Below are 23,268 nucleotides of genomic sequence, written 5' to 3' on the forward strand. Positions count from 1 at the left end.
CAGACCGGAGGTCTAACATCCGCTGTCAGGCGGGACGCCTAACCTCCTTGAATGAGGGCGCTGCTTGAGTCGTGGAAGTTATTGCCCTGCCGCTGCCTTGATCGCCTCCAGCTCTTCCCACCGCGCATACAAGCGCGCGACTTCGGCTTTTGCGGCCTCCAGTTCAGCGATCATCCCGGGCGCTTCGGTGGAGCGGGTGATGTAGAAGCTGGGATCGTTCAGCGTGGCGTCAAAGGCGTGCACCTTTGCTTCAGCAGCGAGGATGGCTTCTTCCATGCCTTCGAGTTCACGCGTTTCCTTGAAACTCAGTTTTCGCGGTTTTGCGGAGGTCTTTGCTGCAGCGGTGTTCGCGGCAGGCTGCTGCTTTTCCACTTTCGCGGCCTGGATGTAGGCCTTGTCGCGTTGCTCGCGTTCGCGGCGCTTTTCGAGGTAGTAGCTGTAGTTGCCCACCTGCACGTGCACGCCGGCATCTTCGAAGGCGATGATCTGATCGCACACGCGGTCGAGGAAGTAGCGGTCGTGACTCACCACGATGCTGCAGCCATCGAAGTCGCTCAGCGCTTCCTCCAGGATGCGCAGGCTCTGCAGATCGAGATCGTTGGTGGGTTCGTCCAGCACGACGATGTTCCCACCGCGCTTCAGCACCTTGGCGAGCATCAGACGAGCGCGTTCGCCGCCGGAGAAATGCTCGACCCGTTCGTTGATGCGGTCGTCGGAGAAAAGAAACCGGCGCAGGTAGGCGCGCGCGCCGAGCTTCTGATTGCCGAAGAACACGGTCTCATCCTGGTCTGCTACTTCCGCGAGGACGGTGCCGCTGCCATCGAGCTGCATGCGTCCCTGGTCGATGTAGTTGAAGGCGGCCTTCTTGCCGATGGCCACAGTCCCCTCCTCCGGCTGCCGGGTTCCCATGCAGAGACGGAGGAGCGTGGTCTTGCCAGCACCGTTGCGGCCAACAATGCCAGTGCACTGGCCGGGCTTCAGCGAAGCGGTGAGGTGCCGGAAGAGCCAGCGTTCCTCGCCCTGCTCATTGAGGACCATGGCGCCAACGTCATCCAGCTCCACAGCCACGTTCCCAATGTCAGCGGGGGGTGGCAGGAGCAAGTCCATCTCACGTTCCTCAGGCGGGGCCTGCAGACCTTCGATCTGATAAAACATGTCGAGCCGGTGGCGTGACTTCGTCCCGCGGGCTTTCACCCCGGAGCGCACCCACTCCAGCTCGGTACGCAGGAAACGCTGACGGCGACGCTCTGTCTGCTCCGCGACGGCCTGACGCGCGGCTTTGGATTCGAGGTAGGCGGTGTAGTTCCCCTCGTGAGAAAAGCAGCGTCCATCGGCCAACTCGAGGATGCGCGTGGCGATGACATCCAGGAAATAACGATCGTGCGTGACGAAGATCACCGCGCCAGGGAAACTGCGCAGATACTCCTCAAGCCAGCGGATGGATTCGGAGTCGAGGTGGTTGGTCGGCTCGTCCAGCAGCAACAGGTCCGGCTGCGATACCAGCGCGCGACTCAGGGCGACACGGCGCTTCTCACCGCCGGACAGCGGGGCGACCAGCGCATCCAGCGGCGGCGCGGAGAGTGCGGTGACAATGGACTTGATTCGCGCATCGAGATTCCAGCCATCAGCCGCTTCGATGTGGTGCAGCAGGTCCGCATGTTCGGCATCGCTGCCTTCGCCCGATTCATAACGCGCGATCATGTCGATGAGGTCGGCGGCACCGCTGCGGATGTTCTCCAGCACGGTCAGGCTGCCATCCAGCTCAAACTCCTGCGGCAGGTAGCCGATGCGCAGCCCGCGACGGATGGAAAGGTCGCCCGTATCGGCGCGCTCCGTGCCCGCGAGGATTTTCAGCAGGCTGGTCTTGCCGGTGCCATTGCGACCCACGAGGCCGACCTTCTCGCCTTCGTTCACTGCCAGCGTGATACCGTCCAGCAGTCGGTGATTGCCATAGCTGAGGGTGAGTTCGTTGGCGGAGAGCATGCAGATGGGGTTCGGACGATTGGCGGGTGGAGGCTGTAGGCCAGTATGGAGAGGGGGGCAAGCGGGGAAGGTGCTCTCGTGTCCCGGCGGAAATCACATGTCAGTGCGCCCGAGGTGCAGTAGAGTCGCCGGCGCATGGATACCAACCTGCTCGTCATCTGCGGCTTGACGTTTGTCATCCACCTCATCGGAACTCTGGCTTATGCCGCGCGCATCGCCGGTATCCGCACGGGACACATCGCCACGGCGCTCACGCTCTTCAATGTGCTGGTGCTCATCTCGCGCACCTCGAATTCATTTCAGGCACCCTTCCTCGCGAAGCGCATTGAGGTTTCCCTGGCGGACTCCATCGCTCCGCTGTTCGCGGATTTTCAGTGGATCCTTGGCTCGGCGGCGCTGGCCACGGCGGTGGGTGCACTACTGGTGCCCACCGCGCAGCGTGCCCTATCGCGTGCCGTCGCCCTGTTGCAGGTGCATCGTTCGATGTTCCGGCTGGTGTGCCACGGCATGCATCCCCGGCGGTTGCTGATGCTGCGGCGCTACCTCACGCTGCCCTCGCGTGGGAATATCCGGGCCATGCAGACGCGAGGTGGGCTTTCGTGGAATTTCATCGCGCTCAACGTGGTGGCAGTGGCGCTTTGGACCGTGGGTGTCTTTGCTGCCCTGTATGCCGGCGCCTTGGAGCCACAGTTTCGGGTCACCTGCAGCAACCTCTCCGCCATCATCAATGGCCTCGCGACCATCATCATGTTCCTGGTGCTCGATCCGCAGCTCTCGCTGATGACGGATGATGCAGCGCGTCAGCGGGTGGGGCAGGGACAGTTTCGCGCGGCGGTTACTTCACTCGTGGGCGCGCGTTTGGCGGGTGTGCTGCTAGCCCAGTTGCTCCTTGTGCCTGCTGCGATGTTGATTGCGCGGGTGGCAAGGTGGATGTGAATCTTGTTCATCAGTTCGCTCTATGCTAATACCCCAGCTCCAAACTTGGACCGTGCTCCTTTTTGGCATCGGGTTGCTGATGGGTGCAGTTGGTTGGGTCTGGTTTCTCTTTGCAAGCTATCGGGCAGACCCGTACAGGGCGCGGTGGTCGAAGTTTCTGCCAATGCTCGCGATCCGGGTGGCACTGGAGCATCGTGAGACATGTTTGAAGCCATTCATCCTGCTCCATGTAGGCGGATTGCTTTGCCTGCCGCACCTGTTGCGCATGGTGTCCGCGATGTCCGTGGTCGAACCACGCGTTTTCGGTTATTAGCTCATCTGACGTCGCTCGTTCACGCGACAAAAAAGAGGGCACGAATGCCCCCCTCCTTGAATTGTCGAATGTGTGTGGTGCCGCTGCTCAGCGGCTGGCGAACTCACCACGTGCGGGATTGAAGATGCACTTGAAGCCATCAATCTCCACCTTGCGACCATTCAGGGTGCCTTCGCCGCTCAAGGTGAGATAGGCCCACTGGCCGTCCTTGGACCAGCCGGCGCAATCGAGGTAGCGGGAGCTCTTCAGCACGGGGCTGCTGATTTCTTTACCGGCTTCCACCTGAAGGGCAAGGCGCTGCGTGGCGAGGTCGAAGTCATACGCGGTGACCTTCGAATACTTCGTGCCGGAGTTACGCTTGTACAAGGACACGCGAGTGCCGATGCTGGAGCCATCCGTCACGAAGACATACTTCTCATCGGGCGAAAACGTGAGCTTCAGGGCGGAAGGTGCGGACACATCGCAAAGCTTCGAAGAGGAGCCTTCTTGATTGGTGAAATAGAGGCTGTTGTCAGCGGGGTCCACGCTCCAGGTGATGTACTTGGAGGGGGAGCGGCCCCACGCCTTGGATTCACGCGCAGGGGCGAGGGGTGCGAAGGCAACGATGGCCGCGACGACGGAAAGGACGAGAGATGTTTTCATGGGACGGGACTTCGTAGTGGAATGGCAAAAAATCGGCGAGTGTGACACCCACCCTAGGATTTTTCTTCGTCCGCCACCTCGTCCTTGTACCGACCCTCGGCATCCATGCCCTGGCGTTCGCGCAGAATGTCTTCGTAACTGTCGCGTTTGGAAGTGAGGTCCTGGAAGGGCACGCCGAGTTTCGCCGCAAGAAGCTGGCCAAGCTCCTGGGCGCGTTCCCGCGTGTCGGGCTGCGCGGCGAGGAACTCCTTCACACCATCGCCTTTCAAAACGACATCCAACCGGTAGGTTTCAACCGTCGAGTTGCTCCTTTTCTGGCTCACCTCATGCGTGCCACGCACCACTGCCACATCGGAAATGTCGTGCCGCTTCGTCTTCCGCCACGCCACATAGTCGCGCATCTCGGAGACATAACCTTCCGCAGGATGCACCTCCACCACACTCCTGGCGAAGAGCATCCAGAGTCCGGGCAACACGAAGGCCGCCGTCATCACGATCAGGAGGACGAGCCCGAAGAGGTAGCTGAAAATGTAGCCAAAGTCCGCGTGCAGCACCGCCTGCGCCATGTCAGCCAGGGCCTGCAGCAGCCACCACGCGAACTTGCTGCCCACCAGCAGGAGAATCCCGGCGCACACCCAGATCACCGGGCCACCGCTGGCGCGGTCCTGAATGCGAAGCGTGTCCTGCTGGGTGACCTGCCAGGTGAGTGCCATGCGGCGCTCAGTCTCGCGAGCCCGGGGTGATTTTCAACTCCACAGGCTTGCCGTCGCGCTGGACGATGATGGTGGTCTCCTTGCCGATCTTCAGCTCACCCATGACGTAGGTGTAGTCATAGATGTTCTGAATGTCCTTCTCACCGAGCTTGGTGATGATGTCGCCGGACTTCACGCCTGCCTTGGCCGCAGGGCCCACGGGAGACACACCGCTGAGCTTCACGCCCTTGATATCACCCTGCGCATAGTCGGGAATGGTGCCGAGATACACGCGAAGGCCGGTGCGCGTGCCCTGGTTCTTCGGCGCTTCCATGGCGATGTAGTCTGGCGCATCGAAGGTGGTGGACAGGGAGCGCGTGACGAGTCCCATGAATTTCGCCACCTGTGCGGCCTTGTCGAAGTTGATCTTGTCCGCGGTGTCGGAGGGCATGTGGTAGTCCTCATGCGCGCCGGTGAAGGCATTCAGCGTGGGAATGCCGCGGGTGTAGAAGGTGGTGGAGTCCGTGGCGAGATGCGCATCACTTTGCGTGGTGATGGGCAGGCCGAGCGGGGCATTGCGCTGCTCGATTTCACGTGGCCACCAGGAGCTGCTGCCCACGCCCTGCAGGACGAGGTTTTTGTTGAAGCGGCCGATCATGTCCATGTTCAGCACGGCAGCGAGCATGCCCGTGAGCTTCGCGTTGGGGTCGCCCTTGATCATCTTCGCGAGGCTTTCGCAGAAGTGGGTGGAGCCCAGAAGGCCCAGTTCTTCACCGGACCACGCGGCGAAGAGGATGTCGCGTTTCTGATCCAGCTTGCCCTGTTTCTTCATGTCCACCAGCCACTGCGCGATCTCCAGCACACCGGCACTGCCGGAGGCATTGTCATCCGCGCCGTGGTGGATCTTGTGCACTTCATCGCCTTTTGCGCGCGAGCTGGAGCCTCCATTGGTGCCGAGGTGGTCGATGTGCGCGCCGATGATGATGGGTGCGGTGTGGAAGTCGGGCTCCGTGCCTTTGCAGAGGACGGCGAGTACATTGCGGCCCTGCTTTTTCTCCTGGGCGATGGCGATGTGTGCGGAAAGCTTCAGCTTCCCGAGGGGGATGCCCTGGATGGAATCACCCTTGTCCAGATCCGTCTGGAGCTGCACGAGCGTCTTGCCCGTTTCCGCAGCGGACAGAATGCGGTCCGCCGTCGCATCCGTGACGCTCACCGCGGCGATGCCAGAGGAGGCAAGTGAAGCATCGAAAGTGAGCGGCACGAGCTGTTCCACCACCTTGCTGTTGGGACCGCTGGCGATGATGATGCCACGTGCTCCCTTCTGTCGGGCCGTGAGAGCCTTGTGCCGCAGGCTGGTGAAGCGTAGGAGCTCATTGCGCCGATCCTGGGAGAGATTCTCCGGCAGGTAGCGCAGCACCAGCACCCACTTGTCTTTCACATCGAGGTGGAAGTAGCTGCTATAGGGGTCGAGCTTCTTGCCATTGCTGTCCGTCCAGTTGTCCGGAGTCTCGATGCCATATCCGGCGAACACGATCTCGGAGGCGGGGATGTCGCCTGTCTGGGAGAAGGAGAGAGGGCGCCAGTCTTGATCACTCACCAAATTCATCTTCTGCGGAGAGCCCGTGAGTTCCATCTTGTTTCCCTGACCGAGAGCCACGCCGGCGGTGAAGTCAAAGTTCGAGTAGTAGGTGTTGTCATCACCGAAGGGGACAAGGCCGAGCTGCTGGAACACGCTGGCCATGTACTCGGTGGCGAGCTTCTCCCCCTGGGTGCCGGTGAGACGGCCCTGCAGCGCATCACTCGCGAGGTAGGTGATGTGCTGCTTCATGTCGGCGGGCGTGATATCCGCGCTGGTGGTGGAGAGATCGGGAGCGCCTGGGGGCTTTTCCACGGTGCCAGGTTTGGGAGGCGTGCCGTTTTCCGCAACAGCACCGGCGCCGCTCTTTTCGATGCCCAGGGCCTTGCGCGCTGCAGCGTCATTCCAATCGGCGATGAAGATCTGTGAGTTGTTGTTTGTGGTGCGACCGCTGGTCCAGCTTAGCTTCTTGCCATCCGGAGAAAACACGGGCAATCCATCGAAGCCATCCGTCTCGGTGATGCGCACCGGGTCGTGCTTGCCCAGGGCATCCACGACGTAGAGCTCGAAGTTGGCGAAGCCATTCACGTTGTTCGTGAAGATCAGGTAGTCGCCGCTGGGGTGGAAGAAGGGTGCCCAGGACATGGCGCCCACCTTGGTGATCTGGCGCTGATCGGAGCCGTCCACCTTCATGGTGTGGATCTCGGCGGTCATGCCCTTCTCATCAAAACGGCGCCAGCAGATGCGCGAGCCATCCGCACTAAAGAAGGGCCCGCCATCATAGCCGGGCACATCCGTGAGGCGGCGCACATTCGTGCCGTCCGCATTCATCACGTAGATGTCCATGAAGTACTGCTTGTCGATCTTCAGGCGCTCCGCGTCGGACGCACTGAGCTGGCCCTCGTACGCCGCGCGATTGCTGGCGAAGACGATCTGCCGGCCATCCGGCGATACCGCGCCCTCGGCATCGTAGCCGGTGGAGCTGGTGAGTTGCGTGAGCTTGTTGTCGGAGAGCGAGTAGGAGAAGAGGTCGAAGTGCTCGTCATAGTCCCACGAATACTTCCGCACGCGGTTGCTCTGGCGTTCCTTGAACTCGGCGTCCTGCTTGGCCTTCGCTTCCGGATCGAGGTGGGTGGAGGCGAAGAGGATGCGATTGCCGTCCGGGTACATCCACGCGCAGGTAGTCTTGCCAAAGCCGGGGGAGACGCGGCGTTGGTCGCCGGTTTCCAGATCCATGAGGTAGATCTGGTAGAAGGGATTGTCCGCCTCGCGCTCGCTCTGGAAGATCATCTTCTTCCCGTCCGCGCTGAAGTAGCCCTCGCCTGCGCGCTTGCCTTCAAAAGTGAGCTGGCGGATGCCGGTCAAAAAAGCCGCCTCGTCCGCCCAGGAAATGGCGGGGGTGAAGAGGGTGGCGGCAGCGGCGAGAAAGGTGGAGGCGAGGAGGTGCGGGGATTTCATCTCTTGCGGTACAAGTTCAATACGGGCCGAGATCTGCGGCTCAACGGGAAAAAACCCTCCGGGTAGCGGGGGCGCAAGGGCGGGTCAGGAAAACGAGGCGGTGGAGTGGTCGGCCGGGGAATCGGTTTCCCTTGCCAAGAGTGCGCACGGTGCCATACTGCGACCCCTTATGTCCATTCTTATCGGTTTCCTCATGGTGCTGACGGCGATCGTCTGTCTGCTCCTCGTCCTCATCGTCCTGATGCAGCGCCCGCGTCAGGAGGGCCTTGGCGCGACCTTCGGCGCTGGGATGATGGACTCCCTGGCTGGCGCTCACGCGACCAATGTGCTGCAGAAAGGCACTTCCTGGCTCGGTGGCCTGATGTTCTTCCTGACCTTCGTGCTGGCCTCGCTAATGGCGCATAACACCCCCAAGCCCAAGGGTTCGCTGGCTGGTGACGCCCCTGCCCCTGCCGCCCCCGCACCCGTGACGGCTCCTGTGATCCCCGGCCTGCCTGCTCCGACTTCGGCTCCGGCTGCTCCTGAAACTCCTGCAGCTACTCCTGCGCCCGCCGCTGCCACGACTCCAGCACCTGCCCCGACCACCCCGGCTCCTGCTGCTGAGAGCAAGCCTGCCGCCGCTCCGGCTTCCACCCCTGCCCCTGCGGCACCGGCGACTGAGAACAAGCCGGCTGATGCTCCTCCTGCCGCCAAGCCTGCTGACGCAGCTCCGGCACCCGCTCCTGCCAGCACTCCCGCCCCGGCACCCGCTGCTCCTGCTCCCGAGAACAAGCCTGCTGATGCAGCTCCGGCGGCCCCCGCGCCTGCTCCTGCTCCCGAGAACAAGCCTGCTGATGCAGCTCCGGCGGCCCCCGCGCCTGCTCCTGCCCCTGAGAACAAGCCCGCGAGCGAGGCTCCTGTTCCAGCTGCTCCAGTACCGAGCACGCCGCCGACGCCTCCGGCTCCCGCCCCTGCCCCTTCGGGTAACTAAGGGAGGCCAGAGCGACACGAGCGCTTCATTTTCAACCGTCCGCAGCCAAGTGCTCCGGACGGTTTTTTGTCTGGATGCTGCCGACTCAAGGTCCCGCTTCGCGGCGGCCCTGGGAGCGCTGGCCTCCGGCCGGCGTATTCCGGTCTGGTATATTGCGAGAGTTGGCAACGCAATCCGCCGACGGGACGTCAGCGCTCCCAGGACCGCGTCCGGCAGTTGTCGTGGCCTGTTGTCTAGTGCGTGTCCCGCCACTGACGCGGAGTTGCATTCTTGCGGAAGTCGGCCTATGCAAGCCGTCCCATGAACGCCAAACCACTCGAAGGAAAAGTCGGACTCGTCTTCGGAGTCGCCAACAAACGCAGCATTGCGTGGGCCATTGCACAGGCCTGGGCGGAGGCGGGTGCGAAGCTGATTTTCAACTATCAGGGCGAGCGCCTGAAGGACAATGTGGAAGAGCTGGCGGGCACCTTCGGCCCGGATACCCCCCTCTTCCCCTGCGACGTGAGCAAGGACGAAGAAGTGGATGCCTTCTTCAACAAGGTGGGTGAGATCACCCCCAAAGTGGACCTCCTCCTGCACAGCGTTGCCTTCGCTCCCAAGGAAGCGCTTGAGGGTGACTTTGTCAGCACCTCCCGCGAGGCTTACCTCACCGCGCACAACATCAGCGCCTACTCGCTGGTGCACCTCGCCCGCAAGTCCGCTCCTCTCATGACGGACGGTGGCAGCATCATCGCCATGAGCTACTACGGCGCGGAGAAGGTGGTGCCCCACTACAACGTGATGGGCGTGGCCAAGGCCTCCCTCGAAGCCAGCACGCGCTACCTCGCGTATGACCTGGGCAAGAAAAAGATTCGTGTGAACTGCATCAGCGCCGGCCCGGTGAACACCCTCGCAGCGCGCGGCATCGCCGGATTCGGCGCCATGCTGAAGCACTATGATGCGCATGCACCGATCGGCCGCAGCTGCGAGCCTTCCGAGCTGGGCGCCACTGGTGTCTTCCTCGCCAGCGATGGCGCGGCGTCCATCACCGGACAGGTGCTGTACGTGGACGGCGGCTACCAGATCATGGGCATGTAAATTGAGAGTGTCGCAGCCGGGCCGGAGTGCCTGGCTGCCAATGCCATGTCACCCGCGAGTCCGAGTTCACTGCCCGTGTTGATTGTGGGCGGTGGGCTCGCGGGGACGGCGGTGGCCTGGCAATGCTGGGCGCGAAGTGTGCCGTTTTTGGTGGTCGATCCGGGAGAAGCGGAGACCACCTCGAGAGTAGCTGCCGGACTGGTGACGCCGATCACCGGCCAGCGGCTCAAGGTGAGCTGGCGGTTGGAGGAACTGCTGCCGGAGGCGCGTGCCTTTTACCAGCGCATGGAGGAGCAAGTGGGTGGAACGTTCTACCACCCCTCCCCCATGGTGCGGCTCTTCAGCAATGAGCGGGAACTGAAATTCTGGGGGTTGCGCCGCGAGGAGGCAGATATCCAGCGCTGGGCAGACACGACTTCGCCCGATGCCAGCGTGGATGCGTCGGTGTTTCACAATGAACTGGGCGGCTTTGGCCAGCCGGATGCTGCTTGGTTGGATACGGTGACGTACCTGGCAGCATCAAAGGAGTTTTTCTCCGCGAAGGGTTGCTGGCACACCGGCGCTTTCAAGGATGATGAGCTGGATGTCTCCCAGGAGGCGGTGAAATGGCAGGGCAATGTCTACGCCGCCGTCGTCCTTTGTCGCGGTGCGGAAGAACGCCACGACTCACGATTCTTCCCCTGGCTGCAGTGGGATTGTGCCCGCGGTGTAATTGCAGATGTGCGTGCGGACTATCGCGAGCATCGCATGGTGCAGCGTGGTGGGTGGATGCAGCCGCGTGGTGATGATGGCATCTACCGCGCGGGCTCGACGTACGAGTTTGATTTCACGCGAAGCCTGGAGGAATCGACGGAGGAACTGCGGGGGAAGTTGCAGGTGTTGTTGAAGGTGCCGTTTGAGATTCTCTCTTCGCAGACGGGCATCCGGCCGATCGTGAAGCGGCAGCAACTGATCGTGGGGCGACATCCAGTGCATGAGCGCGTGTTGATCTTGAATGGGCTTGGTTCCAAGGGCGTGCTGCGCGCGCCGTTTTTCTCACGGATGCTGGTGGAGCATGTGCTCGATGGCGCACCCATCGAAGCGGAGGTGGATGTGAGGGCGAATGGGTGAGCGAAGGGTCAAGGAGTGGGGACATTCCTGTCCCCATTGGCGTGTAACGTGGCGATGGGATGCTGCATCATCGGCAGGTTAGGTCGCAAAGCAGCCAAGCAGCGAAAGCAGCAAAGAAAACTGAACGTGGTACCACGTAGGTAAGGGCGCTGTGGAAGTTTTTGGATCAGGTGTATGCATCGCAAAATGGGGGCAGGAATGCCCCCACTCCTTGAAGGGGTGGCTCGTCAGGGAGCAATTGTGATCGAAGGGTGCACGAAGTTGATTCGTGAGCGATAGAGTCAGCTTCATTGCTCCCGTGACCTCCGCTTCCAACTCCCCCTTCACCGCCCTCCCCACTGCTGTGCAATGGTCGCATCACATCGTAGGGCCGCGACTGCGCGTGGGTGACTGGGTGGTAGATGCCACGGCGGGGAATGGTCATGATTCCATCTTCCTCGCGGAGCGTGTGCTCCCCAGTGGACGGGTGTTTACCTTCGACTTGCAGGCCCAGGCGATTGAAAAGACGCGCGAGAATCTCGCGAAGAACGTCACCATTCAGCAACTGGCAGAGGTCACGCTTTTCCAGGCCGGACACGAGCGCATGTCGGAGCTTTTGCCAACGGAAGCGCGAGGGCGCTTACGCGCGGTGATGTTCAACTTTGGCTATCTGCCCGGCGGGGACAAGAAGATCATCACACGGGAGGAGACGTCACTCGCTGCGGTGCGCATCGCATTGGAGTGGCTGGCGGAAGACGGCGTCATGACCATCGTGCTGTATCCGGGTCATGACGGCGGTCGGGAGGAGGCGAGTGCGGTGCAGTGCCTGATAGCGTCACTGCCCTCCATGGAATTCGAGGCGCAACGCGTGGGCTACCTCAATTTCCGGCCGACTACACCCTACTGCATTGCGGTGCGGCGACGCGCGGCAAATGCCTGACCTGCAAGCGTGAGATTGAGAGGGCGAGGTGTGGAGACGTCTCAGGCGGGCTTGTGACCCATGTTCTCGAACACGGCGGCGAGCGCGGCGTTCAGCTCGTCCATGGTGGCCTTTTCAAGGGCCGGATCGAGCGAGGGTTCCCGGACGGGCTCCTGTACCTGGACAAAGTCTTGGGCGGTGAATTCCACGATATTGTTGGGTTGGGAGGGTTTGAACTTGGCGGGCGCTTTCTCGGAAACGGAAACAGCCACGCTGTGGGCGGAAGATTCGCCCTCGGCGCGGTAGATACGCAGGGTGGGGTCGAAGTCCTTGAGCGATTCCATCCACTGACGGATGGCGGCCAGCTCTTCGTCCAAGGCACTGAGAACACGGCCGCGGGTCTCTTCCAGAGAAGATTCAAGCTGAGCGAGATGCTCACGCAGAATCATCTTCGCGGCTGGGTGTTGAGACAAAGCGACGGCGGACTTGGGAGGCATGACGGCGTTATTTTATTCTAATTACCATAATTTCACAACAATATTTGATGTTTCCGTGTGCGTTAGACAACGATTTCGTAAGAGTATTCAAAATATCCAGATAATCGAATAACCCATGTGTTTTGCATGTTTGTCCGTATGTGTGGCGCACTTTTCTGAGCTGCCGGAGAAATCGCATTTCGTGGGCGCAAAAAGTGGGCACCCTTTTGAGGTGCCCACTTGAGAGAGGCTAAAGCCTGGGTGGTGGCTGCTTACTTACAGGGTGCGGCTGTTCCGGTTGTTGCCAACCTGCTGTTGCACCTGCTGGCCAACCTGCGGACCGGGAATGTCATCGATATCGCGGCGGATCAGATGATTCCGCTTCAGAATAGACTCGTTTCCAACGCGCATGTCGATGTCATCCGGATAGCGCTGCTGGAGGTCACCCTGGAAAGTCGTGATCCGGTCGCGCAGTCCTTGTGAGAGCTGTTGATTGTCCTTCAGTTGCTCCGAGTAGTCATTAAGGAAGCGCACACCACGGGCGGTCTGCAGGCCCTCACCATCGCGGACCATGTTCGAAACGGCCTGGGAGGGATTCTGGTTGGCCAGTTCCTGGCGGGCGAGCCTTTGGATTGCCTTCCACTCGTCCTTGATGTCATCCGGGATACGCTCCTTACGGCTGCCTGCGAGGCTGCCCTGACCCTGCGTTTCCAGGAAGGAAAAGGAGTGACCCACCGCCGCCTTGCCGTCATGGGAATTGGCAGAGCGCTTCGGGCCGTTCGGGTCATTCACCCTCGGGCTGAATGCCCAGGCGCCATGCGGCTCCATCTTCAGCCAGAGACGGTTCTCTCCCATTTTGAGGTTATTGCTCTGTTCCATGGTGCCGTACATCACCGTCTTGCGGCTGTTGGGCAGCATCTCGTCGGGATTCCTCGTGCGACCATAAGCGTCGATGCCGCGATGGGTGCCAACGGCATTCGGGTCATTCTGGAACTCGTCGATGTGGGACGACTTGCGCTGATACGACTCGGGATTGGTGTCGAGGAAATCCTTGATTCGGTTACCCGGATCCGGGATGTGCATCGAGCCTTCCACATAGTGGCCGGTGACGCTCTGGGACTGGGCCTGGAGATAGCACATCAGGTCCGTCATGTTCTTCTGCGTGCAGGGAGTGACGGCGGTGCCGGCATCGATCTGCATCAGAAGTTTTTCGCCGGCGTTGATCTTGTCCTGCATTTCCAGGCGCAGCGTTTCCAGGTTCTTGCCCGGAGGAAGCTTGCTACCCAGGAAGGTGGCGGGGAATTGTTTGTCCTCACCAGCGATGTTCAGCGTGATGTTCTGGTTGGTCGGCACACGGGTGTAGCCCTTCACATAGTCGTGAAGCTTCTGGACACCTTTGGAATAGTAACCGCCGGAGAGCTTGTCCGCCAGCTTGCGACCGAGCGTGGTGAGGGTGTAGCCGGCTACATGAAAGCCGACGCGGACCTTCTTCAGGCCTGAGTGGTTGGGATTGGCGTCTGTGTTTGAGGGCATGACAGGGAAAGTTGGAAGTTAAGACACTGAGAAAAACAGATGTGAGTGGGTGTGGGATTACAGCGAGTCGCGGACGGAGCGCGCCGACAGGACCTCCGCACTGGGATAACCCAGATTCAGACTCTTCTGCCAGTGGCTGGAGACATTGTAGAGTTTGGCGATGATGTCCTGGATGACCGCCGCGTCGTCGAGAGGAAGGTCGACACGGTAGGACAGCGTGACCAGGCCGGTGTCGGCGTCGAGTCCGAGCGTGCCGCCTTCGGTCTTGTTCCATTCGTGGTTGGCTTCCAGGAGTTCCTGCAGGGCATTGGCTACTTCATCGGGCTCGAGCGGCAGGGCACCGAGGATCCAGTTCAGGAAGATGGCGTCCACCACTTCATCGAGGGTGATGATGACGGCGATGTCCTCGTCAAAAGTGAGGGAGCACTGGTTGCTCTCATCCCACTGCAGGGCTGCTTCTCCTTCCATCGGAAGTGATTCCTGGATGAGGCGGAGCAGGTCAGTGGCGTGTTGGCGGATTTCAGGCATAAGTTGAGTTGGGTAAGAAAACAGATTGCTGACAATGGAGGAATTCGGCCTTTCGATTCCAAGGTTAGCAGCGACAAGTTAAAATATTGTCGTGGAACAATTTGGTGGATCATGGGTTGGATCCGCTGCTGCATTCTGCAAGGATCGAATAACCCAGACAGCAGGCTGTGGCAGCGGTGCTGGCGCTTGCCTTCTCAGTGCGTCCTCGCATGCTGCCGGCGAAACAGCTGCGGGCTGGTCGCTTTGATCTGCTGGAACACGCGATTGAAATTCGAGATGGACTGGAACCCACTCGCGAAGGCAATCTCACTGACGCTTTGCGAAGTGTCCGTGAGCAGCTTGCAGGCTTGGGTGATGCGCAGCTCGCTGAGCAGGCGTGTGGGGGTGCGACCGGTGACGCGCTTGCAGTAGCGGCAGAAGGCAGCGCTGCTCATGCCCGCGGCCCGCGCCAGATCATCGAGCCCGATGGGATCCGCGAGATGACCGTAGATGAATTGATACACACGCCGCACGCGATCCGCGGCGTGATCATCGCACGCGGGAAGATAGTGCTCACCAGCGAGGGGCCGCGTGTCGACCGTGCCATCAGACAGCGTCTGCAGGATGCCGAGCAAGGCGAGTAACTGATGCGAGCCTTCCTTCGCAGGTAGATGCTCCAGTTCCCTGGAAGCATGCGATGCGGTCCTGCCACCGAAGGCGAGACCGCGATGCGCTCGCTCGATCAGCTTTCTCCATGAAGCGGCCTCGGGCAAAGAAAGGAGCGAACTTCCCAAGCTCTCCTCTCGCAGATGCACCACGATGGCGCGTGCGCGTTCGCGGCCCTGCTTCGTCTTACCGGAAGTGGCGTGAGTGTGAGCATGGCTGTGCCAGTAGTGCGGCAGGTTTCCTGCGAGCAACACTAGGTCACCGGCGCGGAAGGATTCGAGATGATCTCCCACACAGCGATCCCCGCTGCCTTCCAGGATCAACGTGAGCTCTGGCTCGGGATGGAAATGCCACGGCACGGTGAAGCGGGGCAGGTCAAAGGTCCGCACGAGGAATGACTCGTGACCGGTCCAATGCACATCTTCGAACTGCGCCCGCATGAATGCTACTTTGCCAGTATTCTGTCCTGTCTGGCAAGGTTTGGCTGCCTGGGCGGTCAAAATCCGGGAAGCATCGGCAAACGGCAGTGTGGCCCGAAAGGACCGTGACCGGTAAAATCAGAACATGACTGCCATTGAATCCTTCAAGGCGAACTATCGCCCGTACAAGAACCTCCCCCCGCTGACCGGGCTGGCTTCGTTCGAGGACGCGATGAAGCCCGGACTTTCCATTGATGACTGCGTGGACCGAGTGAAGCGCTATCATTTTGCGCTGAAGCGGCTCATGCAGATCTTCCAGTCCCGTCTCACCGCGGAGCCGGTCTATGAGCTGAAGATGGCCTTCAGCCTGCACTCGCACTACTGCGCGGAACATTGTGGCGCCATGCGTGAGCGTGTGGCGGAGATGCGCACGCCTCCATTGGGACTGGAGAAGATCCCGAACGAGCATCTCAAGGTGTTCTTCGATGAGATCCAGAATGCCCCCACTACGGAAGAGTTGGTCATCGGCATCTACGAGTATGCCATCCCCGCCTTGATCTGGGGCATGCGCCGTCATCTGGATGCGACGCACCCAATTGCGGATCATCCAACGGTGCGCCTCCTGAAGTTTGCCCTCATGGAGATGGAGGAGGCAGAGCGCTACGGCGTGGAAGTGGTGCGTTGTCTGGTGGAGGACCTCCGCCGTGACGAGGTGCTGAAGTGGCAGAAGCTGCTCGAGCATCTCCTGCGTGCCGCGGGCGATCTTGATGGTTCCCAGGAGCCGCACATCGCGGAAGACCTGCAGCCCATCTACAGCGCGACTCCCTTCAAGTATGACGGCGTGCCGCAGCGCGATGATCGCTTCCCCGATCCGTACAACATGGGCGTGCATGCCGAGGAGTTCCTCTACGATCCGAAGTTCCGTGCCCGGGACAAGACGATGATGATGTACTACAAGCGGCTGCGTGAGATCGACGTGCCGGAGATGATGGCATCCATCCTCACCGAGACGACGGACAAGCCGTGGGGTTACTACCAGGACATGACGCGCCAACTCTGGGACGAGGCGCGCCATGCCATGATGGGCGAGATCGGCTTCGTGGCGAATGGCATCGACTGGCCGCGCCTCGTGCTGGTGAATCATACGTGGGCGCTTGGCCTGAACACGCAGCTCAAGCCCTGGGAGCGGCACGCGGTGTTGTACTTCATCGAGCAGGGCTTGATGACCAAGACGGGCAAACGCTTCGAGTGGGAAGTGGGCACCGAGTCCGGCGATCCGCTGGCGCGCCTCTTCCAGGACTACGACTGGGCGGATGAGGTGCTGCACGCGTCCATCGGCAAGCAGTGGTATGTGAGCGCCTTCGGCGACCAGAAGCAGGCGATTGAGTACGGCAGCAACTGCTGGAGCAAGGTGCTCATCGGCTGGCGCGAGTGGCGGGACGAAGGGAAGACCGACCACTACAACTGGTGGCCGGATCTCTATGCTGAGTTTTGCTCACTCCACGGCCTGCAGCCGGACCCGGAGGCGATGGTGTACGATACTACGTATGAGACCACCCGCGCGGATCTGGAGAAGCTGGCGGTGAGTGGGTAGGATAGGGTGATGGGCATAGTCTCACTATGCGACGCTAGAGAAGCAGGCCGCATTCACGACAGATCCGGATACTGTGACGCGCAGCGTCCTTGGACTGCGGCAGCCTGCTGCGGCGATGGTGGCATGCGCTCGTAGGGCGACGTGTCTGGAAAAGCTTGGCGACTTCGTCGCGGTGCAGCGTGCAGCAGGCTGCACTTTAGGAAAGCGGCAGCAGGGCTGCACGCAGTCCAAGGCCTTCGGCACCACTTCCGTACCCCTAGTCTAGCGTTCGTCCGTCCGAGCCTGCTTGAGGTACGCAGCCGCTGAAGTGCGCTAAACCGCTCCTTTGGTCCCATTTCCCCTTCCTCCACTGTGACCAACGGTTCACCCGAAGCCGCTTGCCGGAGGGGTGGGCAGGGGTCCACTTCGCCCTTGCAGATCGGCCCTGTTGCGGTAGGTAGCCAGCCCTTTTTCCGCATCCTTCCGGCACTCCTCGCACCCACCCCAAACACACGTAAATGAATAAAGCTATCCTCCAGAAAGCCGCCAATGAAGCCCGTGGCATTGCCATGGACGCGGTGCACAAGTGCCAGTCCGGCCACCTCGGCTTGCCGCTCGGCGCGGCGGAAATCGGCGCCGTCCTCTTCGGGGAAATGCTCCAGTGCGACCCGACCGACCCGAAGTGGCTCAATCGCGACCGCTTCATCCTGAGCGCGGGCCACGGCTCCATGTTCATCTACACATGGCTGCACCTCGCGGGTTATGACCTGCCGATGAAGGAGCTGGAGAACTTCCGCCAGCTTCACAGCCGCACCCCCGGACACCCGGAGTCCTTTGAGACTGTGGGCGTGGAGTGCACCACCGGCCCCCTTGGCCAGGGCGTGGCAAACGCGGTTGGTTTCGCCATCAGCGGCAAGATGGCCGCGGCGAAGTACAACACCGCCGACTTCAAGCTCCTCGACAACCACATCTTCGTCCTTGCCGGTGACGGCTGCCTTCAGGAGGGCGTGGCCCGTGAAGCCGTGGCCTTCGCCGGTCACAACGGTCTGGACAACCTGATCCTCATCTACGATTCCAACGACGTCACCCTCGACGCGATGGCCAAGCTCACCCAGAGCGAAGACACCGCCAAGGTGTACGAAGGCCTCGGCTGGGATGTCATCACCATCGACGGCCATAGCTTCGGCGACATCTACAGCGCCATCGACCGCGCGAAGACGAGCAACAACAACAAGCCCAAGATCATCATCGCCAAGACCGAGATCGGTCGCGGTATTCCTGAAGTGGCCGGCACTGCCAAGGCCCACGGTGAAGGTGGCGCCAAGTTCGTGGACGCCGCGCGCGCCGCGCTGGGCCTCCCCGCTGACCAGCACTTCTTCGTGAGCGATGAAGTGAAGGCCCACTTCGCTGAGCTGAAGGAAAAGCGCATCGCCGCGAATGCCGAGTGGCAGAAGCGTTTCGAAGCTTGGGGCAAGGCGAATCCTGAGCTCAAGGCCCAGCTCGACGACGCCATCAATCACAAGTACACCGCGGAAGAGCTGCTGAAGCTCATCCCCGAGTATCCCGCAGAAGGCAAGGCCGCGACCCGCAACAGTGGTGGCGAAATCCTGAACCATCTGGCGAAGGCGATCCCGCACATGATCACGGGCAGCGCTGACCTCTTCGGCTCGACGAAGAACTACATCAAGGACGGCGGCGACTTCTCCAAGAACACGCCCACCGGCCGCAACCTGTGGTTCGGTATTCGTGAGCATGCCATGGCCGCCATGGTGAACGGCATCAAGTACGACGGCCTCTTCCGCGCCAGCAGCGCCACCTTCCTGGTGTTCGCTGACTACTGCCGCGCTTCCATGCGTATCGCCGCGCTGGCCAAGCTTCCCGCGACCTACATCTTCACGCACGACTCCGTGGGTGTGGGTGAAGACGGCCCGACCCACCAGCCGGTGGAAACGGTGAGCGGTCTGCGCCTCATCCCGAATCTCGACGTCATCCGCCCCGGCGATGCCGAAGAGTGCGCCGCTGCCTTTGCCGCTGCGTTCAGCCGTCCGGATGGCCCCACGCTCCTCGCGCTTACCCGTCAGGACATCCCGCATCAGGGCAGCGCCAGCGCCGCCGCGCGTCGCGAAGGCACCCTCAAGGGTGGCTATGTGCTGGTGAAGGAAAAGGGTGACCTCAAGACCATCCTCCTCGCGAGCGGTTCCGAAGTGCAGCACGTGGTGGATGCCGCGAAGCAGCTCGGTGATGGCGTTCGTGTCGTCAGCGTCCCCTGCTTTGAGCGCTTTGACCGCCAGTCCGAAGCTTACCGCAACGAAGTGCTTCCGCCTTCCTGCACGAAGCGCGTCGCCATAGAGGCCGGTGTGTCCGCCCTGTGGTGGAAGTACGTCGGTACCGAAGGCAAGGTGCTCGGCATCGACCGCTTCGGTATCAGCGCCCCTGGCAACACGGTCATGAAGGAACTCGGCATGACCGCCGAAGCCGTGGTGAAGGCCGCGAGCTAGGCAGCAGCAACGCTGCGAGGCAGAGATACCTCGCTGCAATAGCATCAGACTTTGTGAAACGGGAAGCTGGAGACGGCTTCCCGTTTTTCTGTTATGGTGTGGAATGCTTCAGGATTGGAAAGCAGCGTGATACACGCGACAGATCCAGATGCTGTGACGCGAAGCGTCCTTGGACTGCGCGCAGCCCTGCTGCCGCTTTCCAGAGTCCACAGCCTGCTGTGGCGGTGGTGATATTCGCTCATAGGGTGATGCGTCCAGAGAAGCTTGGCGACCTCGTCGCGATGAAGCGTGCAGCAGGCTGCACTTCAGGAAAGCGGCAGCAGGGCTGCACGCAGTCCAAGGTGGCTTCGCCACACAAGTTTCCCTATGGGCGGGTGGTGATGTAGCAACTCCGCAAGACTCAATAAGGTGGAATTGGCTACGCCACCAATCCCACCTTGCCGAACTCGCACTTGGGAAACACGGCGCTGGCTGCGGCCGCGTCCAGCCCCAAGGAACCACGCAACACCTCCGCAAACACACTGCGGTAGTCGTGTTGGATCTGCATGCCGCCGGGGCCGGCGGGGGATTCGTTTTCCACGACACAAGGCCACTTGCCGAGGATGCGACCGCCTTGGATGCGGTTGCTCAGGGTCATCAAGGCGAAGCCGCGGCCGTGGTCGGTGCCGAGGGAGGCGTTCTCGTAGATGCGGCGGCCGAATTCGGTGGTGACCATCACGGTGAAACTGCCGCGCTGGTCCTTGAGATCGGCATCAAAAGCGGCGAGACCTTCGGCGAGAACGCGGGCGCGTTCGGCCTGGAAGCTATCCGTGGTGCCTTGGAAGAAATGCGTGTCCCAGCCACCGACATCGATGCACGCGACCTCGAGGCCGACGTGTGCTTTGATCAATCGAGCAATCTCGCGCATGCCATTGCCAAAACTGTCCTTGGGATACTTCGCATCATTTGCCGGTTTGTAGCCGCCTTCTTGAAGCGCGCTGACACGTTTGAAGAGGTCCAGTGTCTCGCGACCCTGTGTCCCCAACATCGTGACATCGGCGCCGTACATGGCGGCGAGTACAGCAGCTGCGGCATCCGGTTTGCCAGAGGGCGTGCGGATGGCGATTTCTTCGAGCGATTGCATCACGCTCGCGACGGGTGCGCCGCGCAGGCTTTCCGGAAGCGCAGTTCCGAGCGCGACGGCGCTCAAGGGACCGAGCTTCGTATTCGCGCGGGTGCGGAGATAACGTCCCAGCCAGCCACCCCCTGCAGCGGAGGCTGCCATGGAATCGCCGTGCTCCATCTGATCCTGGCACTCGAAGTGAGAGCCGGTGGTGTTGTCCGTGCCCACGGCTTGCACGATGGCGAGTCGGCCCTCAGAGAACTTCTCGTGTAGCGGCCGCAAGGCGGGGTGAAACGCATAACGGTCATCAAGGCGGACGGCGCGTGACTTGTCTGCGTCACCGGTGGGCGCCTTGATGGCGATGGTTGGGCGAGCTTTGTAATAGCTGTCGTCCGCGTACGGCACGACGAGATTCATGGTATCCGCACCACCGCGCAGGAAGACCACGATCAGTGTGTGACGACCGGCGTCCTCCACTGCCGGAGCAGCAGCCACGGCGAGCTTCGAAAGCAGGGCGCGTCGGGTGAAAGAGGACATGATGGAAATGGATACAGTGTTAGCAACGCTGGAATGCCGGCGACGCGAGGATGAGTGCAAGAAGGTCCGCCTCGTCCTCCACGGATTGCAGGGCGGTGAGTTCGGCTTCCGCGGGTTTGCGACCGATGCAGTGGGCGAAGAGTACGGCTGCTTTGTCTTTATCCGTGGAGTCCTTGCGAATGCCCAGTGCCTTTCGCAAGGGCGGACCCTGGGTCTTCACATCGGGAACAAATCCGCCGCCGAGAGCGAAGGCAAAGTTCCAGCGCCACAACAAGGTGCCCAGCCAGGGTGTCTCTTCATCGGGATAACCATCGGGCGTGGGATGGCGGAAGAGCGGCTGTCCGAGGGGGTGCAGGTAGCTCACCAGTGCGATGCGCGGTGGCTTGCTTTGGATCGCTTGTGCGGCCTGACCGGCGGGATCATCGCGGCGTCCCACATAACTGCTTTCCACATCCGCGGCCATCGCACGCAGGGAGGAGACGATGAAGCGGAAGGGGCGCTTCAAGAGCTGGCCACGTGCATTCGCGAACTCTTCACTCTGGAACAGCACGCGCAGGGTGCTTTTGATATCACCCGACGTGCGGGTGAATTCAGCGGCGACCTTGTCCACGGCACTCTGCGGGGGCTCATGGCTGATGAAGCGGCGGCAGAGTTTCTGGGAGATGTACTTCGCGGTGGACGGATGCGCACAGACGATGTCCACCACACGCTCCAGGTCCTTCTCCCCTCCCCCGGCAGCGATGGCGTGTCCGAGGACGTCCTTCGTGTCGTTGTCGTGCCATTCCTTCTTGAAGTACGTCGTGCCACGCTGTGCCTTGAAGGGATTGAGCGCATCTGCCATGCGCATCTTCAGGTCCACGGTCCATCCGCTCAGGCACCGTGCGGCTTCGTAGATGTCTTTTTGCGTGTAGCCACCGTTCACGCCCATGGTGTGCAACTCCATGAGCTCGCGGGCGTAGTTCTCATTCGGTACCGGACTCTTCTTCGTGACCTTGTTGTCGCGGCCATCGAGGTAGGTGAGCATCGCTGGCGACTTCGCGGAGGCGAGGATGAGATCGCGGAACTTGCCGAGGGCATGCGCGCGGATCACATCGCGATCATCGGAAGGTCGCAGGTAGATGCAGTCCGTCTTCTCGAGATCGATGTTGAGGTGGTCTCCCCAAAACTCGACCATCGCTTCGAAGAGTTGCCGCTTGGAATAGACGGCGCGCAAGACGGCATGACGCGTGAGTTCATCACGCAGGACTTCCTTGCGAAACTCCCACGCATTGCCCGCATCCATGTAGAGGGATTCGAACCACTCAGCGCGTAGATTCGCGGCAGAGTCATCGATGCGTTCCGGATGGAGTTGCTCCTCCAGCCAGGCGTCGCGACCTGTCTTCTTCACTTCGGCGAGTTCACCCGGCCATGGACCGTAGCCGGCGCGGGAGAGCAGGTGGAAGTCCGGGTCAATCTCCGCGCTCTGAGTGGGTGTGAGCGTGGTGGGAATGGACTGCCCCATCTGCTGGCCGAAGAAGGCCGTGGAGCGTTCGCAACCGGTGAGCGCGGCCGCAGTGCCTGCCAGCGCTGCTTTGAAGAGCGAGCGCCGTGAGGTCGAGGTGCTTGTGCCGGTAGATGTGCCGTCCGTGGACATGGCAGGAGCAAAAGGGGAATCAGGCAACAGCCTGCGGGAGCGGCGGGGCGTTTGCCGGAAGGGGTGAAGCCGCGGCCGGCAGAGGTGCCGGGGTGCTCACTGGCGCGGCGACTGAAGCGGGCTGCGGTTCCAACTGCGGTACGCGCAGGAACCACATCCGCACGCGAATGCCCAGACCGATGGCGAGCAGCACCGCGAAAAGCACATACCAGCCGATGAAGGGAATGGCCAGAACCCCGGCCACCACGAGGCCCCCACGCCAGAGCGCACGCCAGGCTTCATCTCCCGTGCAGCCGGGCCAGAGGCGACCGCCGATATGCAGTGCCAAGCCCGTCAGTCCCGCAAGACCCCAGATGGCCACCAGGCTGGCAACCGCCACTCCGATGATACCGCCCACCTGGCCAGTCTTCCCGCCTCTAATGAGAAGGGTGAGCGTGAGGGCGAATACTGGGACGCCGATGAGGAAGTTCACCAGTAGACCACGCGAGGCTGCGGCGCGGGATTTTTCCGTCATCACAGGCCACATCCCGCGGCAGAAGAGCCAGAACGCCGGGAGCCCGAAAAGGACCCCAAGCCCAATGAGGAGGTAGAAGAACTGTTGTGAGAAGAGCATGGCCGTGAGCGGTGGGTGGTTGCAGGGTGTGACGCTGCTGGAGTGGGACGGTTACA

18 protein-coding genes are annotated in these 23,268 nt (G+C 61.4%); 7 read left to right on the plus strand and 11 right to left on the minus strand.

From position 1 onward, the window contains the following. Nucleotides 1-78: 78 nt before the first annotated feature. Nucleotides 79-1,983 (minus strand): ATP-binding cassette domain-containing protein, encoded by a 1,905-nt coding sequence (locus tag G5S37_RS31585; protein ID WP_165210895.1) that lies wholly within the window; start codon nt 1,981-1,983, stop codon nt 79-81. 135 nt (nt 1,984-2,118) lie between these two features. Here G5S37_RS31585 and G5S37_RS31590 point away from each other — a divergent pair, with 135 nt between their 5' ends. Then, on the plus strand, nt 2,119-2,919 hold the full coding sequence (locus G5S37_RS31590) for a lipid II flippase Amj family protein (protein ID WP_165210898.1): 801 nt from the start codon (nt 2,119-2,121) through the stop codon (nt 2,917-2,919). Between the two features lie 400 nt (nt 2,920-3,319). Here G5S37_RS31590 and G5S37_RS31595 read toward each other — a convergent pair whose 3' ends face one another. The 3 genes from G5S37_RS31595 to G5S37_RS31605 are packed head-to-tail and all read right to left on the minus strand — an operon-like array spanning nt 3,320 to nt 7,600. After that, nucleotides 3,320-3,874 (minus strand): hypothetical protein, encoded by a 555-nt coding sequence (locus G5S37_RS31595; RefSeq protein WP_165210901.1) that lies wholly within the window; start codon nt 3,872-3,874, stop codon nt 3,320-3,322. A gap of 53 nt (nt 3,875-3,927) precedes the next feature. Further along, a complete protein-coding gene (locus tag G5S37_RS31600) occupies nt 3,928-4,587 on the minus strand; it encodes a hypothetical protein (protein ID WP_165210904.1) in 660 nt (219 codons plus the stop codon). A 7-nt stretch (nt 4,588-4,594) separates the two neighbouring features. Next, nucleotides 4,595-7,600, minus strand: a complete 3,006-nt coding sequence (locus G5S37_RS31605; RefSeq protein ID WP_165210907.1) for a M28 family peptidase — start codon at nt 7,598-7,600, stop codon at nt 4,595-4,597. A gap of 169 nt (nt 7,601-7,769) precedes the next feature. On the opposite strand from G5S37_RS31605, the gene secG reads away from it, so the two are divergent. The 4 genes from secG (at nt 7,770) to G5S37_RS31625 (ending at nt 11,676) form a co-directional block, all read left to right on the plus strand. Further along, entirely contained in the window at nt 7,770-8,570 is an 801-nt protein-coding gene (gene secG, locus G5S37_RS31610; protein WP_165210910.1) for a preprotein translocase subunit SecG, read from the plus strand. Between the two features lie 300 nt (nt 8,571-8,870). Beyond that, nucleotides 8,871-9,647, plus strand: a complete 777-nt coding sequence (locus G5S37_RS31615) for an enoyl-ACP reductase (protein ID WP_165210913.1) — start codon at nt 8,871-8,873, stop codon at nt 9,645-9,647. 45 nt (nt 9,648-9,692) lie between these two features. Continuing rightward, a complete protein-coding gene (locus G5S37_RS31620; protein ID WP_165210916.1) occupies nt 9,693-10,757 on the plus strand; it encodes an FAD-binding oxidoreductase in 1,065 nt (354 codons plus the stop codon). A 268-nt stretch (nt 10,758-11,025) separates the two neighbouring features. Further along, complete coding sequence (locus tag G5S37_RS31625) at nt 11,026-11,676, plus strand: class I SAM-dependent methyltransferase (RefSeq protein WP_206026244.1); 651 nt, start codon at nt 11,026-11,028, stop codon at nt 11,674-11,676. A 41-nt stretch (nt 11,677-11,717) separates the two neighbouring features. Here G5S37_RS31625 and G5S37_RS31630 read toward each other — a convergent pair whose 3' ends face one another. From G5S37_RS31630 to G5S37_RS31645, 4 genes are all read right to left on the minus strand, one after another. Beyond that, nucleotides 11,718-12,152 carry a hypothetical protein gene (locus G5S37_RS31630; RefSeq protein ID WP_165210922.1) on the minus strand — a complete coding sequence of 145 codons (435 nt, stop codon included), beginning with the start codon at nt 12,150-12,152 and terminating at the stop codon, nt 11,718-11,720. A 255-nt stretch (nt 12,153-12,407) separates the two neighbouring features. Then, nucleotides 12,408-13,664, minus strand: coding sequence for a hypothetical protein (locus G5S37_RS31635; RefSeq protein WP_165210925.1), 1,257 nt, complete (start codon nt 13,662-13,664; stop codon nt 12,408-12,410). A gap of 57 nt (nt 13,665-13,721) precedes the next feature. Beyond that, the gene (locus tag G5S37_RS31640; RefSeq protein ID WP_165210927.1) at nt 13,722-14,192 is read right to left on the minus strand and encodes a type III secretion system chaperone; all 471 of its coding nucleotides are present in this window, start codon (nt 14,190-14,192) and stop codon (nt 13,722-13,724) included. Nucleotides 14,193-14,386: 194 nt separating this feature from the next. Further along, on the minus strand, nt 14,387-15,277 hold the full coding sequence (locus G5S37_RS31645) for an AraC family transcriptional regulator (RefSeq protein WP_165210930.1): 891 nt from the start codon (nt 15,275-15,277) through the stop codon (nt 14,387-14,389). Between the two features lie 124 nt (nt 15,278-15,401). Here G5S37_RS31645 and G5S37_RS31650 point away from each other — a divergent pair, with 124 nt between their 5' ends. After that, nucleotides 15,402-16,850, plus strand: coding sequence for a hypothetical protein (locus G5S37_RS31650; RefSeq protein WP_165210933.1), 1,449 nt, complete (start codon nt 15,402-15,404; stop codon nt 16,848-16,850). A 497-nt stretch (nt 16,851-17,347) separates the two neighbouring features. Then, the gene (gene tkt / locus G5S37_RS31655) at nt 17,348-19,327 is read left to right on the plus strand and encodes a transketolase (RefSeq protein WP_165210936.1); all 1,980 of its coding nucleotides are present in this window, start codon (nt 17,348-17,350) and stop codon (nt 19,325-19,327) included. A gap of 418 nt (nt 19,328-19,745) precedes the next feature. Here tkt and G5S37_RS31660 read toward each other — a convergent pair whose 3' ends face one another. The 3 genes from G5S37_RS31660 to G5S37_RS31670 are packed head-to-tail and all read right to left on the minus strand — an operon-like array spanning nt 19,746 to nt 23,212. Continuing rightward, nucleotides 19,746-20,966: a DUF1501 domain-containing protein gene (locus G5S37_RS31660; RefSeq protein WP_165210939.1), complete on the minus strand. Its 1,221-nt coding sequence runs from the start codon at nt 20,964-20,966 to the stop codon at nt 19,746-19,748. 19 nt (nt 20,967-20,985) lie between these two features. Next, nucleotides 20,986-22,599 carry a DUF1800 domain-containing protein gene (locus G5S37_RS31665; protein ID WP_165210942.1) on the minus strand — a complete coding sequence of 538 codons (1,614 nt, stop codon included), beginning with the start codon at nt 22,597-22,599 and terminating at the stop codon, nt 20,986-20,988. Between the two features lie 19 nt (nt 22,600-22,618). Then, complete coding sequence (locus G5S37_RS31670) at nt 22,619-23,212, minus strand: hypothetical protein (protein ID WP_165210945.1); 594 nt, start codon at nt 23,210-23,212, stop codon at nt 22,619-22,621. Nucleotides 23,213-23,268: the final 56 nt, after the last annotated feature.

The sequence above is a fragment of the Roseimicrobium sp. ORNL1 genome (assembly GCF_011044495.1).
Lineage (GTDB): Bacteria > Verrucomicrobiota > Verrucomicrobiia > Verrucomicrobiales > Verrucomicrobiaceae > Roseimicrobium.